The sequence below is a fragment of the Tolypothrix sp. FACHB-123 genome, from assembly GCF_014697075.1.
Lineage (GTDB): Bacteria > Cyanobacteriota > Cyanobacteriia > Cyanobacteriales > Nostocaceae > Aulosira.
Window position 1 is genome coordinate 192,755 of record NZ_JACJRE010000007.1, and the last position, 19,052, is coordinate 211,806.

The 19,052-nt window shown below is 41.0% G+C and carries 12 protein-coding genes, 1 pseudogene and 1 CRISPR repeat array; of the genes and pseudogenes, 7 read left to right on the top strand and 6 right to left on the bottom strand.

Annotated elements, in window-relative coordinates; translation table 11 throughout:
• Positions 1–30 precede the first annotated feature (30 nt).
• Complete coding sequence (locus tag H6G41_RS07535) at positions 31–762, top strand: Uma2 family endonuclease (protein ID WP_190745079.1); 732 nt, start codon at positions 31–33, stop codon at positions 760–762.
• 83 nt (positions 763–845) lie between these two features.
• On the opposite strand, the gene H6G41_RS07540 is transcribed toward H6G41_RS07535, so the two are convergent.
• The gene (locus tag H6G41_RS07540) at positions 846–1,868 is read right to left on the bottom strand and encodes a hypothetical protein (protein ID WP_190745081.1); all 1,023 of its coding nucleotides are present in this window, start codon (positions 1,866–1,868) and stop codon (positions 846–848) included.
• Between the two features lie 238 nt (positions 1,869–2,106).
• On the bottom strand, positions 2,107–2,679 hold the full coding sequence (lepB, locus tag H6G41_RS07545) for a signal peptidase I (RefSeq protein WP_190745083.1): 573 nt from the start codon (positions 2,677–2,679) through the stop codon (positions 2,107–2,109).
• 667 nt (positions 2,680–3,346) lie between these two features.
• On the opposite strand from lepB, the gene H6G41_RS07550 reads away from it, so the two are divergent.
• Both H6G41_RS07550 and ylqF read left to right on the top strand, forming a co-directional pair.
• Positions 3,347–3,754, top strand: a complete 408-nt coding sequence (locus tag H6G41_RS07550; RefSeq protein WP_190745085.1) for a VOC family protein — start codon at positions 3,347–3,349, stop codon at positions 3,752–3,754.
• 18 nt (positions 3,755–3,772) lie between these two features.
• The gene (ylqF, locus tag H6G41_RS07555; RefSeq protein WP_190745087.1) at positions 3,773–4,654 is read left to right on the top strand and encodes a ribosome biogenesis GTPase YlqF; all 882 of its coding nucleotides are present in this window, start codon (positions 3,773–3,775) and stop codon (positions 4,652–4,654) included.
• A 588-nt stretch (positions 4,655–5,242) separates the two neighbouring features.
• Here the strand turns inward: ylqF and H6G41_RS07560 are convergent.
• Positions 5,243–6,712, bottom strand: coding sequence for a serine/threonine-protein kinase (locus H6G41_RS07560; RefSeq protein WP_190745089.1), 1,470 nt, complete (start codon positions 6,710–6,712; stop codon positions 5,243–5,245).
• A 247-nt stretch (positions 6,713–6,959) separates the two neighbouring features.
• Between H6G41_RS07560 and H6G41_RS07565 the strand changes: the two genes are divergently transcribed.
• Positions 6,960–8,585 (top strand): adenylate/guanylate cyclase domain-containing protein, encoded by a 1,626-nt coding sequence (locus tag H6G41_RS07565; RefSeq protein ID WP_190745091.1) that lies wholly within the window; start codon positions 6,960–6,962, stop codon positions 8,583–8,585.
• 249 nt (positions 8,586–8,834) lie between these two features.
• Positions 8,835–9,876: direct repeats of the CRISPR family, unit length 37 nt; unit sequence ATTGCAATTTCACCTAATCCCTATTAGGGATTGAAAC.
• A 242-nt stretch (positions 9,877–10,118) separates the two neighbouring features.
• On the opposite strand, the gene H6G41_RS07570 is transcribed toward H6G41_RS07565, so the two are convergent.
• Complete coding sequence (locus H6G41_RS07570) at positions 10,119–10,688, bottom strand: hypothetical protein (RefSeq protein WP_190745093.1); 570 nt, start codon at positions 10,686–10,688, stop codon at positions 10,119–10,121.
• A 249-nt stretch (positions 10,689–10,937) separates the two neighbouring features.
• Between H6G41_RS07570 and H6G41_RS35000 the strand changes: the two are divergent.
• Together H6G41_RS35000 and H6G41_RS07575 are read left to right on the top strand one after the other, a co-directional pair.
• A pseudogene (locus tag H6G41_RS35000) lies at positions 10,938–11,135 on the top strand (hypothetical protein); the annotation flags it as partial.
• Positions 11,136–11,726: 591 nt separating this feature from the next.
• Complete coding sequence (locus H6G41_RS07575) at positions 11,727–14,873, top strand: CHAT domain-containing tetratricopeptide repeat protein (RefSeq protein WP_190745095.1); 3,147 nt, start codon at positions 11,727–11,729, stop codon at positions 14,871–14,873.
• 442 nt (positions 14,874–15,315) lie between these two features.
• On the opposite strand, the gene H6G41_RS07580 is transcribed toward H6G41_RS07575, so the two are convergent.
• Together H6G41_RS07580 and H6G41_RS07585 are read right to left on the bottom strand one after the other, a co-directional pair.
• Positions 15,316–15,993 (bottom strand): sugar transferase, encoded by a 678-nt coding sequence (locus tag H6G41_RS07580; RefSeq protein ID WP_190745097.1) that lies wholly within the window; start codon positions 15,991–15,993, stop codon positions 15,316–15,318.
• Between the two features lie 227 nt (positions 15,994–16,220).
• Positions 16,221–18,431, bottom strand: a complete 2,211-nt coding sequence (locus tag H6G41_RS07585) for a GUN4 domain-containing protein (protein ID WP_190745099.1) — start codon at positions 18,429–18,431, stop codon at positions 16,221–16,223.
• 404 nt (positions 18,432–18,835) lie between these two features.
• Here H6G41_RS07585 and H6G41_RS34780 point away from each other — a divergent pair.
• Positions 18,836–19,052 (top strand): hypothetical protein (locus tag H6G41_RS34780; RefSeq protein WP_206756941.1); only part of this gene is annotated, 217 nt, incomplete at its 3' end.

Genomic DNA, 19,052 nt, shown 5'->3' on the forward strand with positions numbered 1-19,052 from the left:
TATTCAAATAGTCGCAGATCAAAAATAATTATGTCTTCTGCTCAAGATTTGGCACTGATATCAGAAGATGCACCAGAAGATGTTATATTTCCTCCTGGTGACTTATACAGTGATGAACCGCCTTTGGAAACAGAACTGCACTTGCGGCAAATATTGCTGTTGATACAGTGTTTAGAATGGTGCTGGAAAGAGCGTCAAGATTTTTACGCTTGCGGCAATATGACAGTGTATTACAGTCCCCGTCAGCGTAAATCTGAGCAGTTTAGAGGCCCTGATTTTTTTGTAGTTTTAAATAGCGATCGCAAACCGCGCAAAAGCTGGGTAGTTTGGGAAGAAGATGGTAAATACCCAAATGTGATTGTGGAGATTCTGTCTGATAAAACCGCAAGTACTGATAGAGGCTTGAAAAAGGAAATTTATCAAGATATTTGGCGGACTCCTGACTATTTTTGGTTTGACCCAGACAGTTTAGAATTTAAAGGATTTCATTTATTAGATGGTCGTTATCAACCACTGCAACCAAATGCGGCTGGTTTACTGTGGAGTCAGCAATTAGAGCTATATTTAGGCGTTCATCAATCGAAATTGCGCTTTTTCACTGCTGATGGACAACTTGTACCAACACCGGAAGAAGTAGCACAACAGGAACAGCAGCAGCGCCAACAAGCTGAACAAGAACGCGAACAAGCACAACAGCAGCTTGCAGAAATAGAAGCGATGCTGGCTCGATATAAAGAAAGATTTGGGGAGTTACCAGAGTAAGTTGAGTTTAATAGCTGAAAATAAGCGATCGCATTCCCGTAGCTTTGGCAGAAAAAGTGTTCGCAGTTTCCGCAAATAGTTAATTATCTCTCAGGAGGTGCACCAATCGGACGGGGAGAAGATGCTCCAAACCCTAATTGGGGTGGTAATAAGCTGCCAATATCAACATGCATTCCTAACATTAAGTTGTCAGCGCCTGTATTAATCTCCAAGCGTAACCAGTTGGCTTTTGGCACAGCAAAAGTTCGCCCATTTAATTGACTTAATGTAAATTCTCTTGTATTTGGATCGGAAAGCACACCTGCGATCGCACTTATACCAATCAATGCAGTGGTGCTAACAACAGCAACCTGCTCACCAGTGCTTAAGCGCTGCCAATCTTGAGAAATGCGATCGCTTACTTGTGTTTGTAATGAAGTTAAGGCACTATCAATTGCTGGTACAGCCATAATCGCTTGCAGTAAATCCCCGGCTGTCGCAGTTCGGGGAGTTTCTGGCCCCGCACCCGCCGGTACCAGTGGAGCAGCCGCAGGTGGTGTTGGCGTAGCAAAGGGATTAGGTGTGTTAGGACTACCAGCGCCGAGATTTGCCGGTAGTCCTAAATTTATCTGATTCAAAGCTGGACGAATTATCGAAGGCTGCAACTGCTGTTGAGCATACTGCATTGCCATTGCTTGTATCTGTGGATCGAGTTGTAACTGCGTATCCATACCTAAGCCGTAGCGTGAAGTCGGATCGGGAGGTTGTAGCAGTGAAGGTGGAGAAAGTTGGTAGTTGGGAACCGGTGGCAAATTGCTGGCTTCATCTCGCTGAATCGGCACATTCTCTGTTATCTGTTGAATGCTGTCTCGTTGTGGACGCAACACAGACATCCGACTAATGTCGTGACTTAAGGGTTTTGCTGGAATGACATCACCCGTAGCAGGTATATTTGCTAACTCAGTTGATACCTCAGTTGCGGTGGGAATGCGATCGCGATTAATTTTGGTCAAGCCACTTGTTGGGTTTGCCAACGTCGGAGTTGTTGGTGAAACTAGTGATGGATGAGAAACTGTGGATGTACTGGCTTTTTTGCGCTTAATGGCTTGTTTGTTGACATCACTCATATCACCTTTCCTCCTCAATTCCCAAATTTTACAACCTGTCAGACTTTCAGCGATTTCGACTAAGGTCTAATTTTGACTTAAATAGGTGTGGGTGTTGCAAGCCAAAAATCACAATCTAGTTTTGATGTAGTCAGCATTTTATTACTAAAGAGAGCAATAACTTACTGACTACATACCCACAAAAATTATTTGGCAGAATCGTAGTGTTTGATCGCAGAGATAGCGATCGCGCTTTGACTTAAATTAAACCAATCCGGTTAAGCGGCCAAAAGCGAAATGTGGCTCTACCAATGATATATTTTTGCGGTAAAAAACCCCAGTAGCGAGAGTCATTACTATCATTCCGATTATCTCCCATGACAAAAAACTCGCCTTCGGGAACTGTGTTTGGTGGATAAGGATTATTTGCTGGTTCAGCAATGTAATCTTCTGACAAAGCTTTACCATTGAGGTAAACTTTACCACGGGCAACGCTGACTGTTTCTCCTGGTTCGCCAATGATACGCTTGATAAAAGCTTGGTCTTTAGGATATCCACGCTGTTGCAATTGTTCTGGTGGCTGAAAAACAACAATATCTCCAGTTTTTGGAGGGTGAAAACGGTAAGAGATTTTTTCTACCACCAAGCGATCGCCTGTATGTAATGTGGGTAACATAGAATCAGAAGGGATGTAGCGCGGTTCGGCAATAAAAGTGCGAATCGCAAATGCTAGAACTAAAGCGATCGCAATCAAAACCAAATTTTCTTGCCAACTACGCCAGATTTTTGACGCCGCCGGAGTATCTTTTACATCACTTTCGTGAGAAGTCATAGAATTTTTCAGCCAGTTAAAAAAGTGGAACAAATACCTTGATTATTTTGATGCTCAAGGTATACTTGTAATCAAGCTGGGTTTTCAGCAATAACCCTTACAAGTATTAATATATAGGGATATCGCATCTACCAATTATAGGCAAAAGCGCTGATAATAAACTATAGCCTGTATAAGTCGAGACCAGGCAACTATTAGGTATAGTAAATAGGTAATTTAAATACCGTTACCTAACTGTTGCAATTATAAGGCAAGGTTTTATAACATTATGCGTTTAATTGTCTGATTCAGAAAAGTAAACTAGTTGCCGACTGGTGGCGCGATACAGCCAGTCGGTTTTTTCTTATTTGTTATTTATTATTTGTTTTTTTCCTAGTTGCCGTATTGTTATTAATAAATTGAAGATTTTTATAAACAGGACTTACACAAACAAAATTTGTCATTGCGACCGGAACGCAGTGTAGGGAAGCAATCCCAGAATATCAAGCGATTACGTCATTACGAGGGTAGCGACGTAATTCCGTGACTTTTGCGTAAGTCCTAATAAAGTGTAATACCAATTTAAATAATGTTTGTGGCACATCAATATATTCTAGAGGGCATGGCACTGCCATGCCCCTACTATCTGTCCCATTCTTTTTTCAAATTTGTGTAATTAAATGAAGATATGACTTTTCAATATAGTGATGCAATTGTCACGATAGCAACTGTTAATTTGGATGCTATAGTGAGCTTCTATACAAAGCTTTTAGGGCAAAATCCTATATCTGTGATACCTAAAGTGTATGCTGAGTTTCAGTTATCTGGGTTGCGGCTAGGTATTTTTAAACCCAAAAGCACAGATGAGGCAGAATTTGAAAGTACAACTAAAAGTAAGATAAGTTTGTGTTTAGAGGTGAGTAACCTAGAAGCGGCGATCGCTCACCTGATATCCTTGGGTTATCCCCCACCGAGAAATATTACAATCGCTTCTCACGGTAGAGAAATCTATGCTTACGATCCTGATGGTAATCGTTTGATTCTACATCAAGCAGCTCAACAAAGTTATTCAGAACAAACGATCATTGACTATTGACAAAGGACAATTAAAATAATGTCACTAACACAGAACTATAAATTAAACGTTATCCAATGGTATCCCGGTCACATTGCCAAGGCGGAAAAGAATCTCAAAGAACAGCTAAAGCGGGTAGATGTGGTACTAGAAGTCAGAGATGCGCGGATTCCCTTAGCGACACATCATCCGCAAATTGATGAATGGGTGGGAAGTAAAACGCGGTTGTTAATACTCAATCGCTTAGATATGATTTCTCCCCAAGTGCGATCGCTTTGGGTAGACTACTTTAAACGTCAGGGAGAAACAGCTTATTCTACCAATGCTCAACATGGTCAAGGTGTTCCGGCTGTGTTAAAAGCCGCACAAGCAGCTGGTGTAGAATTAAATCAAAGAAGACGCGATCGCGGAATGTTACCCCGTCCAGTACGTGCGGTAGTCATTGGTTTTCCCAATGTGGGGAAATCAGCATTAATTAACCGTTTATTGGGAAAACGGGTAGTAGAAAGCGCAGCGCGTCCGGGTGTAACTCGGCAATTGCGCTGGGTACGCATTTCCGATCAATTAGAATTATTAGATGCGCCTGGTGTTATCCCGCTGAAATTGGAAGACCAAGAAGCTGCATTAAAATTAGCTATTTGTGATGATATTGGCGAAGCGTCTTATGATAATCAACTCGTAGCCGCAGAATTAGTTAATGTGTTGAATTATCTGCAAGATGTAGCTACTGAGTTATTACCCAAAAAACCCTTAGAATCTCGCTATGACCTTGATTCTTCACCCCATATAGGCGATGTATATTTGCACCTTTTAGCCGAACATCGTTATAAAGGTGATGTGGAAAGAGCCGCAAGGCAATTATTAACAGATTATCGCAAAGGTTTACTAGGCGAAATACCTTTGGAGCTTCCGCCAAATTAATTTGTAATTCGTAATTAAATGTAGGGTGTGTTGTCGCGCAGCGCAACGCACCATCAGCATTTTTACTTACGTTAAAACTTTGACGATGACCAAAACGACTTTGATACCAATTCCAGAAAAAAATGAGACAGATGCGTAGGTTGGGTTGAACGAAGTGAAACCCAACAATGACAAGACCTTGGGTGTTGGGTTTCGTTCCTCAACCCAACCTACATTCACATCATATTTTTTGTGAAATGGTATGACGACGACAAAACGACTTTGATGACGATCAAAACGACTTTGGTGACAATCAAAACGACTTTGACGACGATCAAAACGACTTTGACGACGATCAAAACGACTTTGACGACGATCAAAACGACTTTGATGACGATCAAAACGACTTTGATGACGATCAAAACGACTTTGATGACGATCAAAACGACTTTGATGACGATCAAAACGATTTTGACGCCTTTTTTCTACAGCTATTTTCAGGTAAATAGACCACGCTGTAGGGGCACGGCACCAGTAAAATTATTGTATGTACCAAAAGATTGTCGGTGCCATGCCCCTACAATCTGTGGCATTCTTTTTTAATTGGAATTATTTAGCACAGGAATTTCTGGTGCGACTTTTCCAAATCCAACCAACTTCGGGAGCACTAATTTCTACCCAACCACCGTCAATTCTGCCGGTAGTTGTTACTTGAGTCCCGGCTTTAATGACTTTTCCGGTTCTTCTTTGTCCCGAACCAGCGCGTAAATTGGAAGAACTAACAACAGTTAGACAACCGGTTTTCTGTTCGGGTTGATTTGGGGTAGTTGCTACAGGCTTAACTTCATTTTGCGGAGTGCTAGAAGCGAGTTTTTGTGAGTTATTCGCAGATGAAATTCCCAAAGCCGCGATCGCGATCGCCGCAGCACCACCAATCAGCAATCGCGATTTGCGCTTAGATTGGGGAATTGAACGTAGACGAACAGAAAAACTGCTAGGCGATCGCGTAGGAATAGAAGTAGTAATTGTTTTATTTGAGATATTACTTTTTACCTCAGAGGCGCGTAAGGTAGAAGCAGCAGTTAATGGCGCTAATGTAGGGTCAGAATTGGTACCATTATCTGGGGGAATATAACAAGGCTTGGCTAATTCTTGCAAATAATGCATGACTTTGGTAGCAGTCACATAGCCATCTTTCAAATAGTGACCTACCATCTGGGTAACCACAGTTGCTACAGCCCCAGGTGTGCTAGCGTTAGTGATAGAAGTGAGGGATTGCAGCACCTCGGTAGCTGTTTGATAGCGGTATTTGAAATAATGGCGGATCATCTTATTCAAGATAACTGCCAATTGATTGCTAACTTGAGCATGATGCTGCCATAATATTTCCCCACTGACAGCATCTTCTCCTAACTGTTTGGGATTTAAACCTGTAATTGCTTGGATGCAAGTTATCCCCAAAGCGTAAATATCACTACAAGGTCTTGGTCTACCTTGTCCCTGTTCGCTTGGCATATAGCCGGGAGTTCCTACAGCCAAAGTATCATTTTTCAGCTGTTCTGTCGTCATCAGCGAGTAGCTTTTAATTTGTTTAACCGCGCCAAAATCAACCAGGACTATTTTATTATCGCTAGCACGGCGGATTAAATTATCCGGCTTGAGATCGCGATGAATTACCCCATGACTGTGAATAAATTCGAGAATTGGTAAGACTTCTTGCAACATTTGAATTACTTGCTCTTCACTCCACCGAGTTCCGGGAGCCATTTCCCAAGACAGTGGGTGTCCTTCAACCAACTCTTGGACTAAATAGAATTCTTCGTTTTCCTCAAAGTAAGCTAAAAGCCTGGGAATCTGGTCATTGTGTCCCAATTTTTCGAGAGTTTCGGCTTCTCTATTAAACAAACGTCTTGCTAATGGCAAAAATTCTGGATCGCTAGTAATCGGCTTGAGGTGTTTAACCACACAAGCAGGATTTCCAGGACGGCGAGTATCCTGAGCTATATAGGTATGACCAAATCCGCCTTTGCCTAATAGTTCGACCACTTGGTAACGTTGGTCTAGTAATCTGCCGATCATCGTATAGCTTTACTGAGGTTAACTGTTCACTAGAATACACTTTTTCCTGAAAGAAAAAGTTTATTACGATTTTCACAATAAAGCTGATGTATATCTAAATATAATTGTTCCGTAATAATTACTACCTTTCCGTTGTCGAAATGCCATTAATAATGTCATAAAGATAAAGCCAAAGACTGACTCTTTGAGTATCCCCCATCTCAAACATGCTTGAACCTCCAGATTCCAGGACTGATATTTCACACTCATGACTGAACTTAAACTACGTCTACACGAGGGAGATACTGAAACCGTTGTTTCAGTGGATCAAGATGTATTTACTATTGGTAGGTTACCAGAATGTAACTTGTATCTACCTTTTGGTGGTGTTTCTCGTAACCATGCCAAAATTGTCAAGGCTGGCGATGGAGTGTGGACTATTGAGGATATGGGGAGTAAAAATGGCACACAAGTTAATGAACGGATACTTACCCGTCCCCAACAATTGCATCACGGTGACATTGTTTGGTTAGGTAATGTCAGTTTAATGGTGTTTATTATCGATCCTGCCAGACAATTAACAAATCAGCCAAATCAGCAAGAGGAAAAGGATAATAGCGAGCAAAAAACAATTTTTCGCAACGTTCAACAGCTACAGCAGCAATGGATAGAAGCTGATAGCAAAGACGGTGCAATTAGCAATAAAGATATCACGATTGCCAGATTAAAAGATTTAGTCAATATCGCTAAAAATCTTTGTGCAGCTACATCCATAGAAGCGATTTTTTCCCAAGTTCAAGAAGTAGTATTTCGCTATCTTGATAGTATTGACCGCTTGGCATTATTAATTGATGTTAATGGCAATGGTAATTTAGAATTAATGAATGCTGCTACAAGAAATGCTGCTCAACAACAAAATTTAGCAGCTGATGGTAGTTGGATTAGTCGGAGTATTTGTCAAACAGTATTTGACGAACAGGTTGTAATTCAATCGGCTGATACCCATAAAGATGAGCGCTTTTCTGGAGAACACAGCGTTTTAGTTAAAGGAATTCGCAGCGTCATGGCTGTGCCATTATGGGATGAAAATAAAGTTGTGGGTGTGTTGTATGCAGATGCACATTTATCTTCTTACCATTGGGCAAATGAAGGTGAAGAAGAACTCAGCTTTTTTTCCGCTTTAGCTAATCTGGTAGCTTCTAGCGTGCAACGTTGGTTATTATTAGATAGATTAAAAAATGAAGAGGTAATTCGTCACAGACTAGAACGCTATCACTCTCCGGCTGTAGTGCAGCAGTTGATATCTGTAGGTAAGTTACCCGATGGACGTTTACCTCCCGAAGAAAGCGAAATTAGCATTTTATTTGCAGATTTAGTGGGCTTTACGGCTATTTCTGAAAGGGTAACACCAACTGCGATCGCTAAATTACTCAATAATTTATTTGAAGAGATGTTGCAAGAAGTGTTCGCCTATGGTGGCACTTTAGATAAATATATTGGTGATTGTATTATGGCGTTCTTTGGTGCGCCTGAACCACAACCAGATCATGCCCAACGCGCCACAGCAGCCGCAAAAGGTATGCTAACTCGCCTAGAACGTCTCAATATGAATGGTTTTTGGCAAGAACCTTTACAATTACGCATTGCAATTAATAGCGGTAAAGCCGTTGTTGGCGATGTTGGTAGCTCCCAACGGGTTGAATATACAGCCTTAGGCGGTACAATTAACCTAGCTGCACGTATGGAAGCAGTTTGTCCTCCTGGTGAATGCGTAATTAGTGAAGTCACTTTCAAAATGCTTTCCGAACCTTCAGATTTTCAAGAAATGGGAAGCTATAGTTTTAAAGGCATTAATCGGTTGATCAAAGTTTATCAAACCACAATGCATCAATAAATTAGGCAGCGATATGAGAGAAGGCGCGGATGGGTAGGTGTAGAAAAGGCAGTTTCTACAAAAATTGGTGAAACTATTTCTGTGTAAGACTTACAAGAATTTATAGATATATAAGTACCCGCGCGTCTTACAGGGTTTAGCTTTCAGCCATTTTGGGTTTGCCGTTTCACTATTTGCCATGTTATGATTTATCCATTCGCGCACCTGAACCTTGAAAACTCCATATACCTTGGCTTTGCGGCTGCTGCTATTGCAATTTCACCTAATCCCTATTAGGGATTGAAACACGCTCTCTACTCTTAGATTGAGAGTTATCACTTGAATTGCAATTTCACCTAATCCCTATTAGGGATTGAAACAAAAAATGCTCCTTTATGATAGATGGCTTCTTTCCATTGCAATTTCACCTAATCCCTATTAGGGATTGAAACGGAACTATAAGAGCGCTAACCCCGGAATACTCTATAAATTGCAATTTCACCTAATCCCTATTAGGGATTGAAACAAATCCAAGGCGGTGAAAGATGCCATCAGCATATTGCAATTTCACCTAATCCCTATTAGGGATTGAAACATTGCAGCGCGATCGCCTCTCAATGCGTATGATTGCAATTTCACCTAATCCCTATTAGGGATTGAAACTTTCTTGAATCTCAGGCAACAATTGCATGAATGGGATTGCAATTTCACCTAATCCCTATTAGGGATTGAAACAGGTTCATCATCAAGCATTGCTCGAAATTTACCAATTGCAATTTCACCTAATCCCTATTAGGGATTGAAACGATTTTATGACCACATTTTATGCAATTAAAAGCTATTGCAATTTCACCTAATCCCTATTAGGGATTGAAACTCATTAGATGAGATGCTAATGGAGCCAACTTCACAATTGCAATTTCACCTAATCCCTATTAGGGATTGAAACCCGATAGGCTTAGATAGCCATCATCAGCAGCGCGTTTGGATTGCAATTTCACCTAATCCCTATTAGGGATTGAAACCTTTGTCTTTCAAGTCTGCTGTTTATATTAATAATATTGCAATTTCACCTAATCCCTATTAGGGATTGAAACTAGGACAAAGATGTTTGACCGATGCTGGCACCAATATTGCAATTTCACCTAATCCCTATTAGGGATTGAAACAGAATGGGGGCATTGCTTCATATTCATCTTCGGCATTGCAATTTCACCTAATCCCTATTAGGGATTGAAACTACCAAGATCACAAATGGAATACGCCCGCCCCATTATTGCAATTTCATACCAGTTTAAATAATGTTGGCGAAACATTAATATATTCTAGAGGGCATGGCGGTGCCAATGCCCCTACAATTTGTCGCGTTATTTTTCCAGAATCCTAGCCGTAGCCAGATAAATTAGGACATAAATCTGAGATAAAATCCTGACAATAAAAGTCTTTCAAGTCAATCAACAATCAACAGCACCCCACTAAAGCTCACTCGAAATGTCAACAGCCAAAACCGATATTTTTCGCAACTGAAATAGGATTGCTATAGGAATGAATGGATTAACCTAAATTAGGATTTTCGCAGGAAATATTATTTGGGGAATAAGGCTCAAATTTACCAGTTTCGCGGTTAATTTTCCACGCTTGCTTGATATCCCTTAACCATTCTTCTTTTGACAAAACTGCGATCGCCACAACATCAGGGTTTGATAACCCATTTTTGATTCTGCAACGTCCACCCCAGCCTAAATAATAGGAATTATTATTTAGCAGACGATCGTATTCTGGAAATGACAATATATCTAATACTTTCCAAGCAGGTTGTTGTTGATTTACAACATTTATTTGTCCTGTCAGCCATAGCATGTTTTTTTGCCCTTTGCGGACATAGGTATAGCCGCCTTGCATATTTTTGACAGCACCACCGCCAAAGATAGAAGCACCCAAAAACTCTATTTCCTTAAGTTCCTTAGTAGTCGTATATCTTAAACCAATGTAACTTTGAAGCTGAGGATCTACAGATGCATATTGTAATGTTGGCTGTTGTCCAGATACCTGAGATTGGTAGTTACAAGATGTAATTCCTAAAGTTGCGATCGCTGCAAATAAAATTGACTTTATGGTTTGCATAAATACTAACCCATAATTAAATAAGTAAAAATTTTTAATGATCAATCTAGTTCAGCTTCTAAATAGAAATTAAAATCCTAGAAAAGTAACTACAAGTTAGGAATTTACAATTACGGATGAATTTAAAATAAGTATCTTGAATATCAGTTAATACATAGTCAGGTAATAGAAAATACTTTATATTTATTCAATACCTAGCCTCAACAAAAAGTATAAACTTACCTATATTTATGTTTTTGCTGCATATACGATGCTTTGCGGACAGCAATTGTAGCGATACACTAACTACCCTCAACTCCAGATACATTATGGTTAAGGCTGTTGGGTAGGGGAAGCGTGCAGTCACAAGCAATTGTTGAGTTGCAAGCGCTACCATTAAATCATCCATACCAACAAGCAATACTCGAATTAGTTTACAACTTACGCGAAAACTTAAGAATAAATCAACATTTTTCCTGATATTTATCGCCAATGATATTGACAAAATACATATCATTACGAATGAAACAGCCCTGCTTTTTTAAGGGGGGTTAGGGGGGATCGAAAGTTTATGGGGTAAAGAGAGAGAACCCCAAATACTTACCCTATGTGCATCTAAGGTTAAGTTGACACCAATGTTGCCATACCCCCAAAGCGCATACATAATTGACGCGAAATACCCTGTATCTGGCATCAAAACGCAAAAACTGCATAAGTCCTCGCCCCTCACGGATAAAGAGAAGAGACGCGAGGAAAAACACCCATGAACAGACAACTTACCTTAAATTTGTTGCCAAAACTGAAACCAGCCTCAGCCAATATTCACGCAACCTTTAAACTAAATCCCATCTAGCTCAGTATATATTCTGAAAATAACTTAATAATCCCAATTATCCCCAATCAAGCTACAGATTGACACCTAAGCGCCTTAATACCTTCTCATACCTCCTGATGACAAATTACGGTAGGGGCGGGTTTACAGATATCCTTGCTGATTAACGATGATCCAAATAAACCCGCCCCTACAAATTACAAATTACAAATTACAAATTACGAATTATGCATAGGCTTTACACTTTAACCTGCTTGCTGAGTGTAGTTTTATTATCCGAGTCAGTGGGAGCAAACGCCACATTTAAACAGACGCAAATCGCCCAGCAGCCAACCACAACACAGCAAGATGCAAACCGCGTCGCAGCAGAAAAAGCTTTTGATGAAGGAATGGCACTTTACAAACAAGGTACAGCAGAATCACTGCGACAGGCGAGAGAAAAATGGCAACAAGCGCTGATATTGTGGCAGAAAGCAGGGGATAAAGCAAAAGAAGCTTATACTTCACTTGGTATTGGCTATGTTTACGATGCTTTAGGGGAAAAGCAGAAGGCTTTGGAATATTTCAACAATGCACTCCCACTGTATCGGGCGGTGGGCGACAGGGGTGGAGAAGCTTCTACCCTGAATAATATCGGCGCAGCTTACGACGATTTAGGGGAAAAGCAGAAGGCTTTGGAATATTTCAACAATGCACTCCCACTGTGGCGGGCGGTGAGCGATCGCTCTGGGGAAGCTACTACCCTGAATAATATCGGCAAAGTTTACGACGATTTAGGGGAAAAGCAGAAGGCTTTGGAATATTACAACAAAGTACTCCCACTGTATCGGGCGGTGGGCGACAGGGGTGGAGAAGCTTCTACCCTGGTTAGTTTCGGCAAAGTTTACTCCGATTTAGGGGAAAAGCAAAAGGCTTTGGAATATTTCAACAATGCACTCCCACTGTGGCGGGCGGTGAGTGATCGCTCTGGGGAAGCTATTACCCTGAATAATATTGGCGTGGTTTACTCCGATTTAGGGGAAAAGCAGAAGGCTTTGGAATATTACAACAATGCACTCCCACTAATTCGGGCTGTGGGTGATCGTTCTGGGGAAGCTACTACCCTGAATAATATCGGCAAAGTTCACGACGATTTAGGGGAAAAGCAGAAGGCTTTGGAATATTACAACAATGCACTCCCACTAATTCGGGCGGTAGGCGACAGGGGTGGAGAAGCTAGAACCCTCAATAATGTCGGTAAAGTTTACAACGATTTAGGGGAAAAGCAGAAGGCTTTGGAATATTACAACAATGCACTCCCACTGTGGCGGGCGGTGGGCGATCGTTCTGGGGAAGCTACTACCCTGAATAATATCGGCAAAGTTTACGACGATTTAGGGGAAAAGCAGAAGGCTTTAGAATATTACAACAATGCACTCCCACTAATTCGGGCTGTGGGTGATCGCTCTGGGGAAGCTACTACCCTGAATAATATCGGCAAAGTTTACGACGATTTAAGGGAAAAGCAGAAAGCTTTGGAATATTACAACAATGCACTCCCACTATGGCGGGCGGTAGGCGACAGAGGTGGGGAAGCTAATACCCTTTACAACCTCGCCTACCTAGAACGCAGTCGCGGAAATCTCCAAGCAGCCCGCACCAATGTAGAAGCCGCTATCAAAATTATCGAAGAATTACGCACCAAAATTGACAACAAAGACCTTCGCAGTTCTTACTTCGCCACCCAGCAAGGTGTTTACAAATTCTACATCGACTTGCTGATGGAACTGCACAAAAAAGAACCATCACAAGGATACGCTGCATTAGCTCTACATTACAGCGAACGCTCCCGCGCCCGCAGCCTCATCGAATTATTAAACGAAGCCAACGCCAAAATTCTTAAAGGCGCAAACCCGCAACTCATCGCTCAAGAACGGAATTTACGACAGCAAATAGACGCTAAAACTACACTGCAACGCAATTTAGAAGCTTCAAGCAATAAAAACGACTTAGTTACCAAAGCCGCTATTCAACGACTGAAGCAAGAAATCGCCAATCTCACCAATCAATACGAACAACTACAAGCCCAAATTCGGACTTCTAACCCAGAATATGCAAAATTAACCAACCCAGATCCAGACAAAGACATTCTCAAATTACCGCAAATTCAACAACAACTAGATCAAGACACCCTGCTGTTGCAGTATTCATTAGGCGAAGAACGCAGCTTTTTATGGGCTGTTACTTCTACATCAATGCAAGTTTACACCCTTCCCCCACGCGAGGAAATAGAAAAAGTTGCCACAAGATTTCATTCCAGTTTGCAACAAGAAACAGCAGGTGAATTTGCCATTGAAGAAGCCCAAAAACTGAGTCAACTTATCCTCGCACCTGTCGCCGAGCAATTACCAGGAAAGCGGTTAGTAATTGTCGCTGATGGTGGCTTGCAAACTATTCCCTTTGCAGCCTTGGCTGATGTGAATGAAGGGGGGACAAGGGGGACAAGGGGGACAAGGGAGAAATCACTTTTTCAAGCTGGTTCCGAATACCAACCACTGATGGTAAATCATGAAATCGTCAATTTACCCTCAGCCTCAACCATTGCATTTCAACGCCAACAACTCGCCAAGCGTCAACCCGCACCGAAAGCTTTAGCTATCCTTGCCGATCCGGTATTTAATGCTACCGATTGCCGATTTAAAGATGAAAATTGCCAAGAAACGGATCAACCTCAATCTAGCAACAAGAATCTTGATGTTTCAGCCCAATTACAACAATCTCAGCTAAATCGTTCCGCCAAAAACCTCAAGCGCAATGGTTGGAACCGGCTACCATTCACAGCCGAGGAAGCCAAAGCGATTTTAAATCTTATACCAGCAGCTAACAGTCTCAAAGCTTTGGGTTTTGATGCTAATTACAATTGGGCGACTAGCGGCGCTTTAAATCAATATCGCATTCTCCATTTTGCCACTCACGGTATAGTCGATCCCAAGGAACCACAGTTATCAGGAATTCTACTGTCTAGCTATGATAAACAAGGTAAATATTTAACCAACAATAAATTAAGTTTAGGCGATTTGTTTAACCAAGATTACCCCGCAGAGTTAATTGTCTTAAGTGCTTGCGACACTGGGCTAGGTAAAGATGTCAACGGTGAGGGATTGGTAGGCTTGACACGCGGCTTAATGTATGCAGGTGCGGCGCGGGTGGCGGTGTCGTTGTGGCAAGTTAACGATGAAGGCACATCAATATTAATGCAGGAATTTTATCAGCAGATGTTGCAGCAAAATCAAAAGCCGGCTGAGGCATTGCGTGCCGCGCAGAAGAAGTTATGGCAAGATGGGCGCAGTCTGAATGAATGGGCGGCGTTTACGGTGCAGGGGGAGTGGAGATAGCGCCTCGACTGCGCTCGGCGACCGGGGGTAAGGGGAGAGTTTGAAGCGATGTCAACGACAAGCCGCTCTGCGTCTACGCATTTGCTGGTTATATTAATGCATCGGGTGATAATGCGATCGATCGCAAAGTCTAAAAACTGTATACTTATAACGATTAAAATAATATTTCGACACATCAATATATTCTAGAACGCATGGCATTGCCGTGCCTCCACCATCTGTCCCATTCTTTTTTCAAATTGGTATTATAGCCGTAGCCAGATAGATTAGGACATCAAGCTAAGATAAAATCCTGACAATAAAAGCCTTTCGAGTCAGTCAACAGTCAACAGTCAACAGCTATTATTTTCTAATAACCTAAATTAAAAAAATTCGCTTACCTAATTTAAAGGCGCGATAACCGCGCCCCTAGTTTATATTTTTCATTTACTGAATTCTGCTGTTAAAATGCGCCAACTCTGGCAAAGATGACATAGATTGTTTTAATAATTAAAGACAAATCATACAATGGATGCCAGTTATTTTGATACTGTAAATCTAAATCAACTATTTGCTCAAAATTTGTCACTTGGGAACGTCCGTTAACTTGCCATTCTCCAGTTAAACCTGGTTTAACATTTAAACGCTGCCAATGTTTTTCTGTATAGTGAATAACTTCATCACCTGTAGGTGGACGAGTACCAACTAAGCTCATATCATTGAGCAAAACATTCCAAAATTGCGGCAGTTCATCCAAACTGGTACTTCTTAAAAAATGTCCAATTTTAGTAATTCTAAAATCATTTTTGTTTTTAAATATGAGTCCATTAGCTTCGTTATCAACTAAAGATTTTAATTGCTCGGCGTCACTCACCATAGAGCGGAACTTATATAAACGGAATGGCCTTCCTTGCAACCCGTAGCGTTCTTGAGCAAAGAAAATTGGCCCTGGACTATCAATTTTAATTGCGATCGCAATGGGCACAAACAAAATTGCTAAAATCAATAGTCCTACCAAACTCCCCAAAATGTCTAACAGACGTTTAAATTTAGACTGCACTGAGGGATGAGGTGTAAATTCTGCTTCCCAAAATGTCAAAGATAGATCTTGAGAAATTCCTTGTAATTGTGTGTACTGCATTATTCGGCCTCAATTAGCAAAGTAGAATTACTTAGTTATCATGTAGCTTATGACATTCATTTCCTGTTAAATCAAGAAAACTCAGTATATTTGGGGATACAGTGGTTTTTGAGCAAATTCCAGGAAATCAATGAATATCAGTAGAATTTCTATTAGCCTCATACCTTACCCTGATGAATTATCTCGATCGTTGATGAACTACTTTGAACTACTTTATATATCTGCGTTCAGCCAGAACTATGGATTTTACAAGTTTCTATCCGCGTAAATAGAGCAACACACAATTCCCACCAATTAGCGGTTGCGATCGCACTATGCCATTCCCACACTCCTAACACTTTGACACGCCAAACCGGTTCAAAAAAACCCACATAAGGTAGATGTCCTAGCGGTGCATCCCCCTCCCAGGTGAGACTGTTATAATCAAGCCAATAGTCTCGCAAACGCCAGCCAACACGATTAGCAAAGTCAATGCAAGTTTCGGAAGCAGCGACTTTGGCATTACCAATTATTAAAGCCAACATAGGATCAGTAGCAGAATAATCTTTAATACCCTGCCAGATACGATTCTGAACGCTAAAACCAAAGCGTCCATGACTATAACTTACCCAAAGTTTGTCAATAGTATAAAGGTCTGTACAAGGAATTTTGTTGATTGTAGGAATATCCAAATAGGGCTGTTTTTCAACTACCTTGAGGATGAGATTTGTAGTTTCTCGATCTGCTTCTTGCCATCTTTGAGCTTGCAATAAATCGCGTAAATAAGTGTAATCTATCCCAACTTCAGAATTTAATTTATCAGGGGTAAAATTCTTCCTATTTTCAGCTTTTTCATCGACATTTTCCCCAGAAAATAGAGTTTTACCAGGTAAGACTTCAATTATTCCCTGAGAGCCAGACAACCAAAAATATAATTGGATATCAGTTTGTGCAAATTCTACTTGTAATTGTGTAATCCAACCTGCTGCGGTAAGTCCATTTGGCTGTGTTGCTTGATTGAGGGTTGCCAATAGCGTATTTGCAAATTTTTCATTATCATCAAGAGTTCCCGCAGCAGCAATTAAACATTGTCCTGTGTCTAATCCTAATTGCAGTTCTTCCAACCAATCACGCAGCGATACTTTGCCGCTCCCTGGTTCTAATAGACAATCTAAAATGATAATTTGTTGCGATCGGCATCGGCGCAGCTGTTTTCTTAACCAGGAGCGATGAATTATTTGATCTTCAGACAGTAATAATATGGCTTCGCCTTGTTCCGTCTCGTGAATTTTTCCTCGTAAATATAACAATACGGTTGCAGCTGCATCTGGGGTAGTAAAGTTAGTCATTGAGTCAGCAAAAGATTCTGACAGTAAGCATTTTTGAATAGCTTTACGCACATCTGACTGGGGATTATTCCCCCGCACAGTCCAATAATTGACTGCAAAACTACCAGCGTTACTGAGTATTTTACTTAAGGATAGGGAGGTTTTACTTTGAGGAAGTCCTTCAACAATTAATGCTTGTCTTGGATGTCGCGAGGATGTAATAGTTTTAGGTTTGATTCCTAAAATTACTTCTCCTATGCCTTCGACAATGCGCTTTGGAGTTTGTGAAGGATATTCGGGGTGGATGGAATTGTCTCCCCGTCCTTTTTTGAGTTGATTAATAACTCGTAACTGCTGATTAGCTTTATCTATATATAAAAGTGTTTGGTGATAAACATAGCGGTAAAGTCCATCGGCTTCGATGACACCTTGAGAGTCAGCCGCTTCTCCTTTTAACCCGCGAATTAAGTAATATGTAAATACTCCATGCCCTAATTGAGGAAATTCCCAAGATTGCTGAGAGCGATCGCAAGATAATAAAGCATAAAATCCTTTTCTTTTTGCGGCGCGTTGTCGCAGCATTTCCACTAACTCTGGTGTCGGGTGAAGTTGGGGATCTACTTCACCTCTTGCACCCAAGAGTGTCATCCCTCCACTATGACAAGCATCTAATATTAATAATTGCTGCTGAGCAGAACAATTTTCCAAAAGTTGTAAAACTTCCTGCAACTTTAAACCAGTATCTATTAAGTTTGATTTTTGCGTATCTTGCAGACAAAGTATTACTTGCTGCGTCGATGGGTCTAGCATCCCATGCCCAGAGAAATAAAATAGAACAGTGTCAATTGGTTGAGTCGCCGCCGCAATTTCTCTCAGACTGGTAAGAACATTTTCTAACTTTGGCTGTTTAGAGGCGAAATCGTGATAAATCATCACCTCTTTTTGGGGAAAAGCTTGTGTAGCAGCTTTTAAAGCTTCACCTAACCCTTGGCAATCTAAGGCTGAATATTGCAAACTTGGTATTTCTTCATCTTCATATTGGTTCACACCCACCAATAAGAGCCAAAGCTTCGCCACACCCGTTTCTAGGGCATGAGTTGAGTGACTAGTACGAACCCCAACTGGACACATTTAAACAGCTTTGACGAAAAGTTTATCTCATTAAAGATACGTAAGTGCAGTAAATTTAGTTCCCGGAGTTGGGAATATTTTCACCTGCGATCGGGAACTTTCAAAAGATAACTGAGAAGTTATTGCTTATTTGTAACGAAATCGTTATAATTCTTTACATTAAGACATACAAGTGAACAAATTAAGTGACCGAAAAAAGCGATCGCATTTCTCGTCACCCTTGAGCAAACGCCTATTGCTGCTGCTCATAATTCCTATTGCCATAGCCGATTGTTTATAGTTTTCAAATTCCTGCGGCGTTTTTCTCCGCCCTATCAACAAGCTAATTACGGCAATTTTCACTCACATAGTCTAATTTCTGGATATTCATTCAAGATTTGGGAGGGCAGGCTTGATGGATGCTGATGAACTTCTCAAAAGCTATGGGACTTCCAAAGAATAAATTATTCCAAGAAAAACAAGAGACAGGTTTTCTCAAGAATGATAATCATTTTAAGGGGGAGAAAAGGGGTTGCCGAGAGCAACCCCTTTTCTCCCCCTCATCTATGCATGAAGAATCTATACACTTGTCGTCTGCTTTGAAGTTAAACAGTGTAAATAAGGGATGTTTTGTAGCTAAAT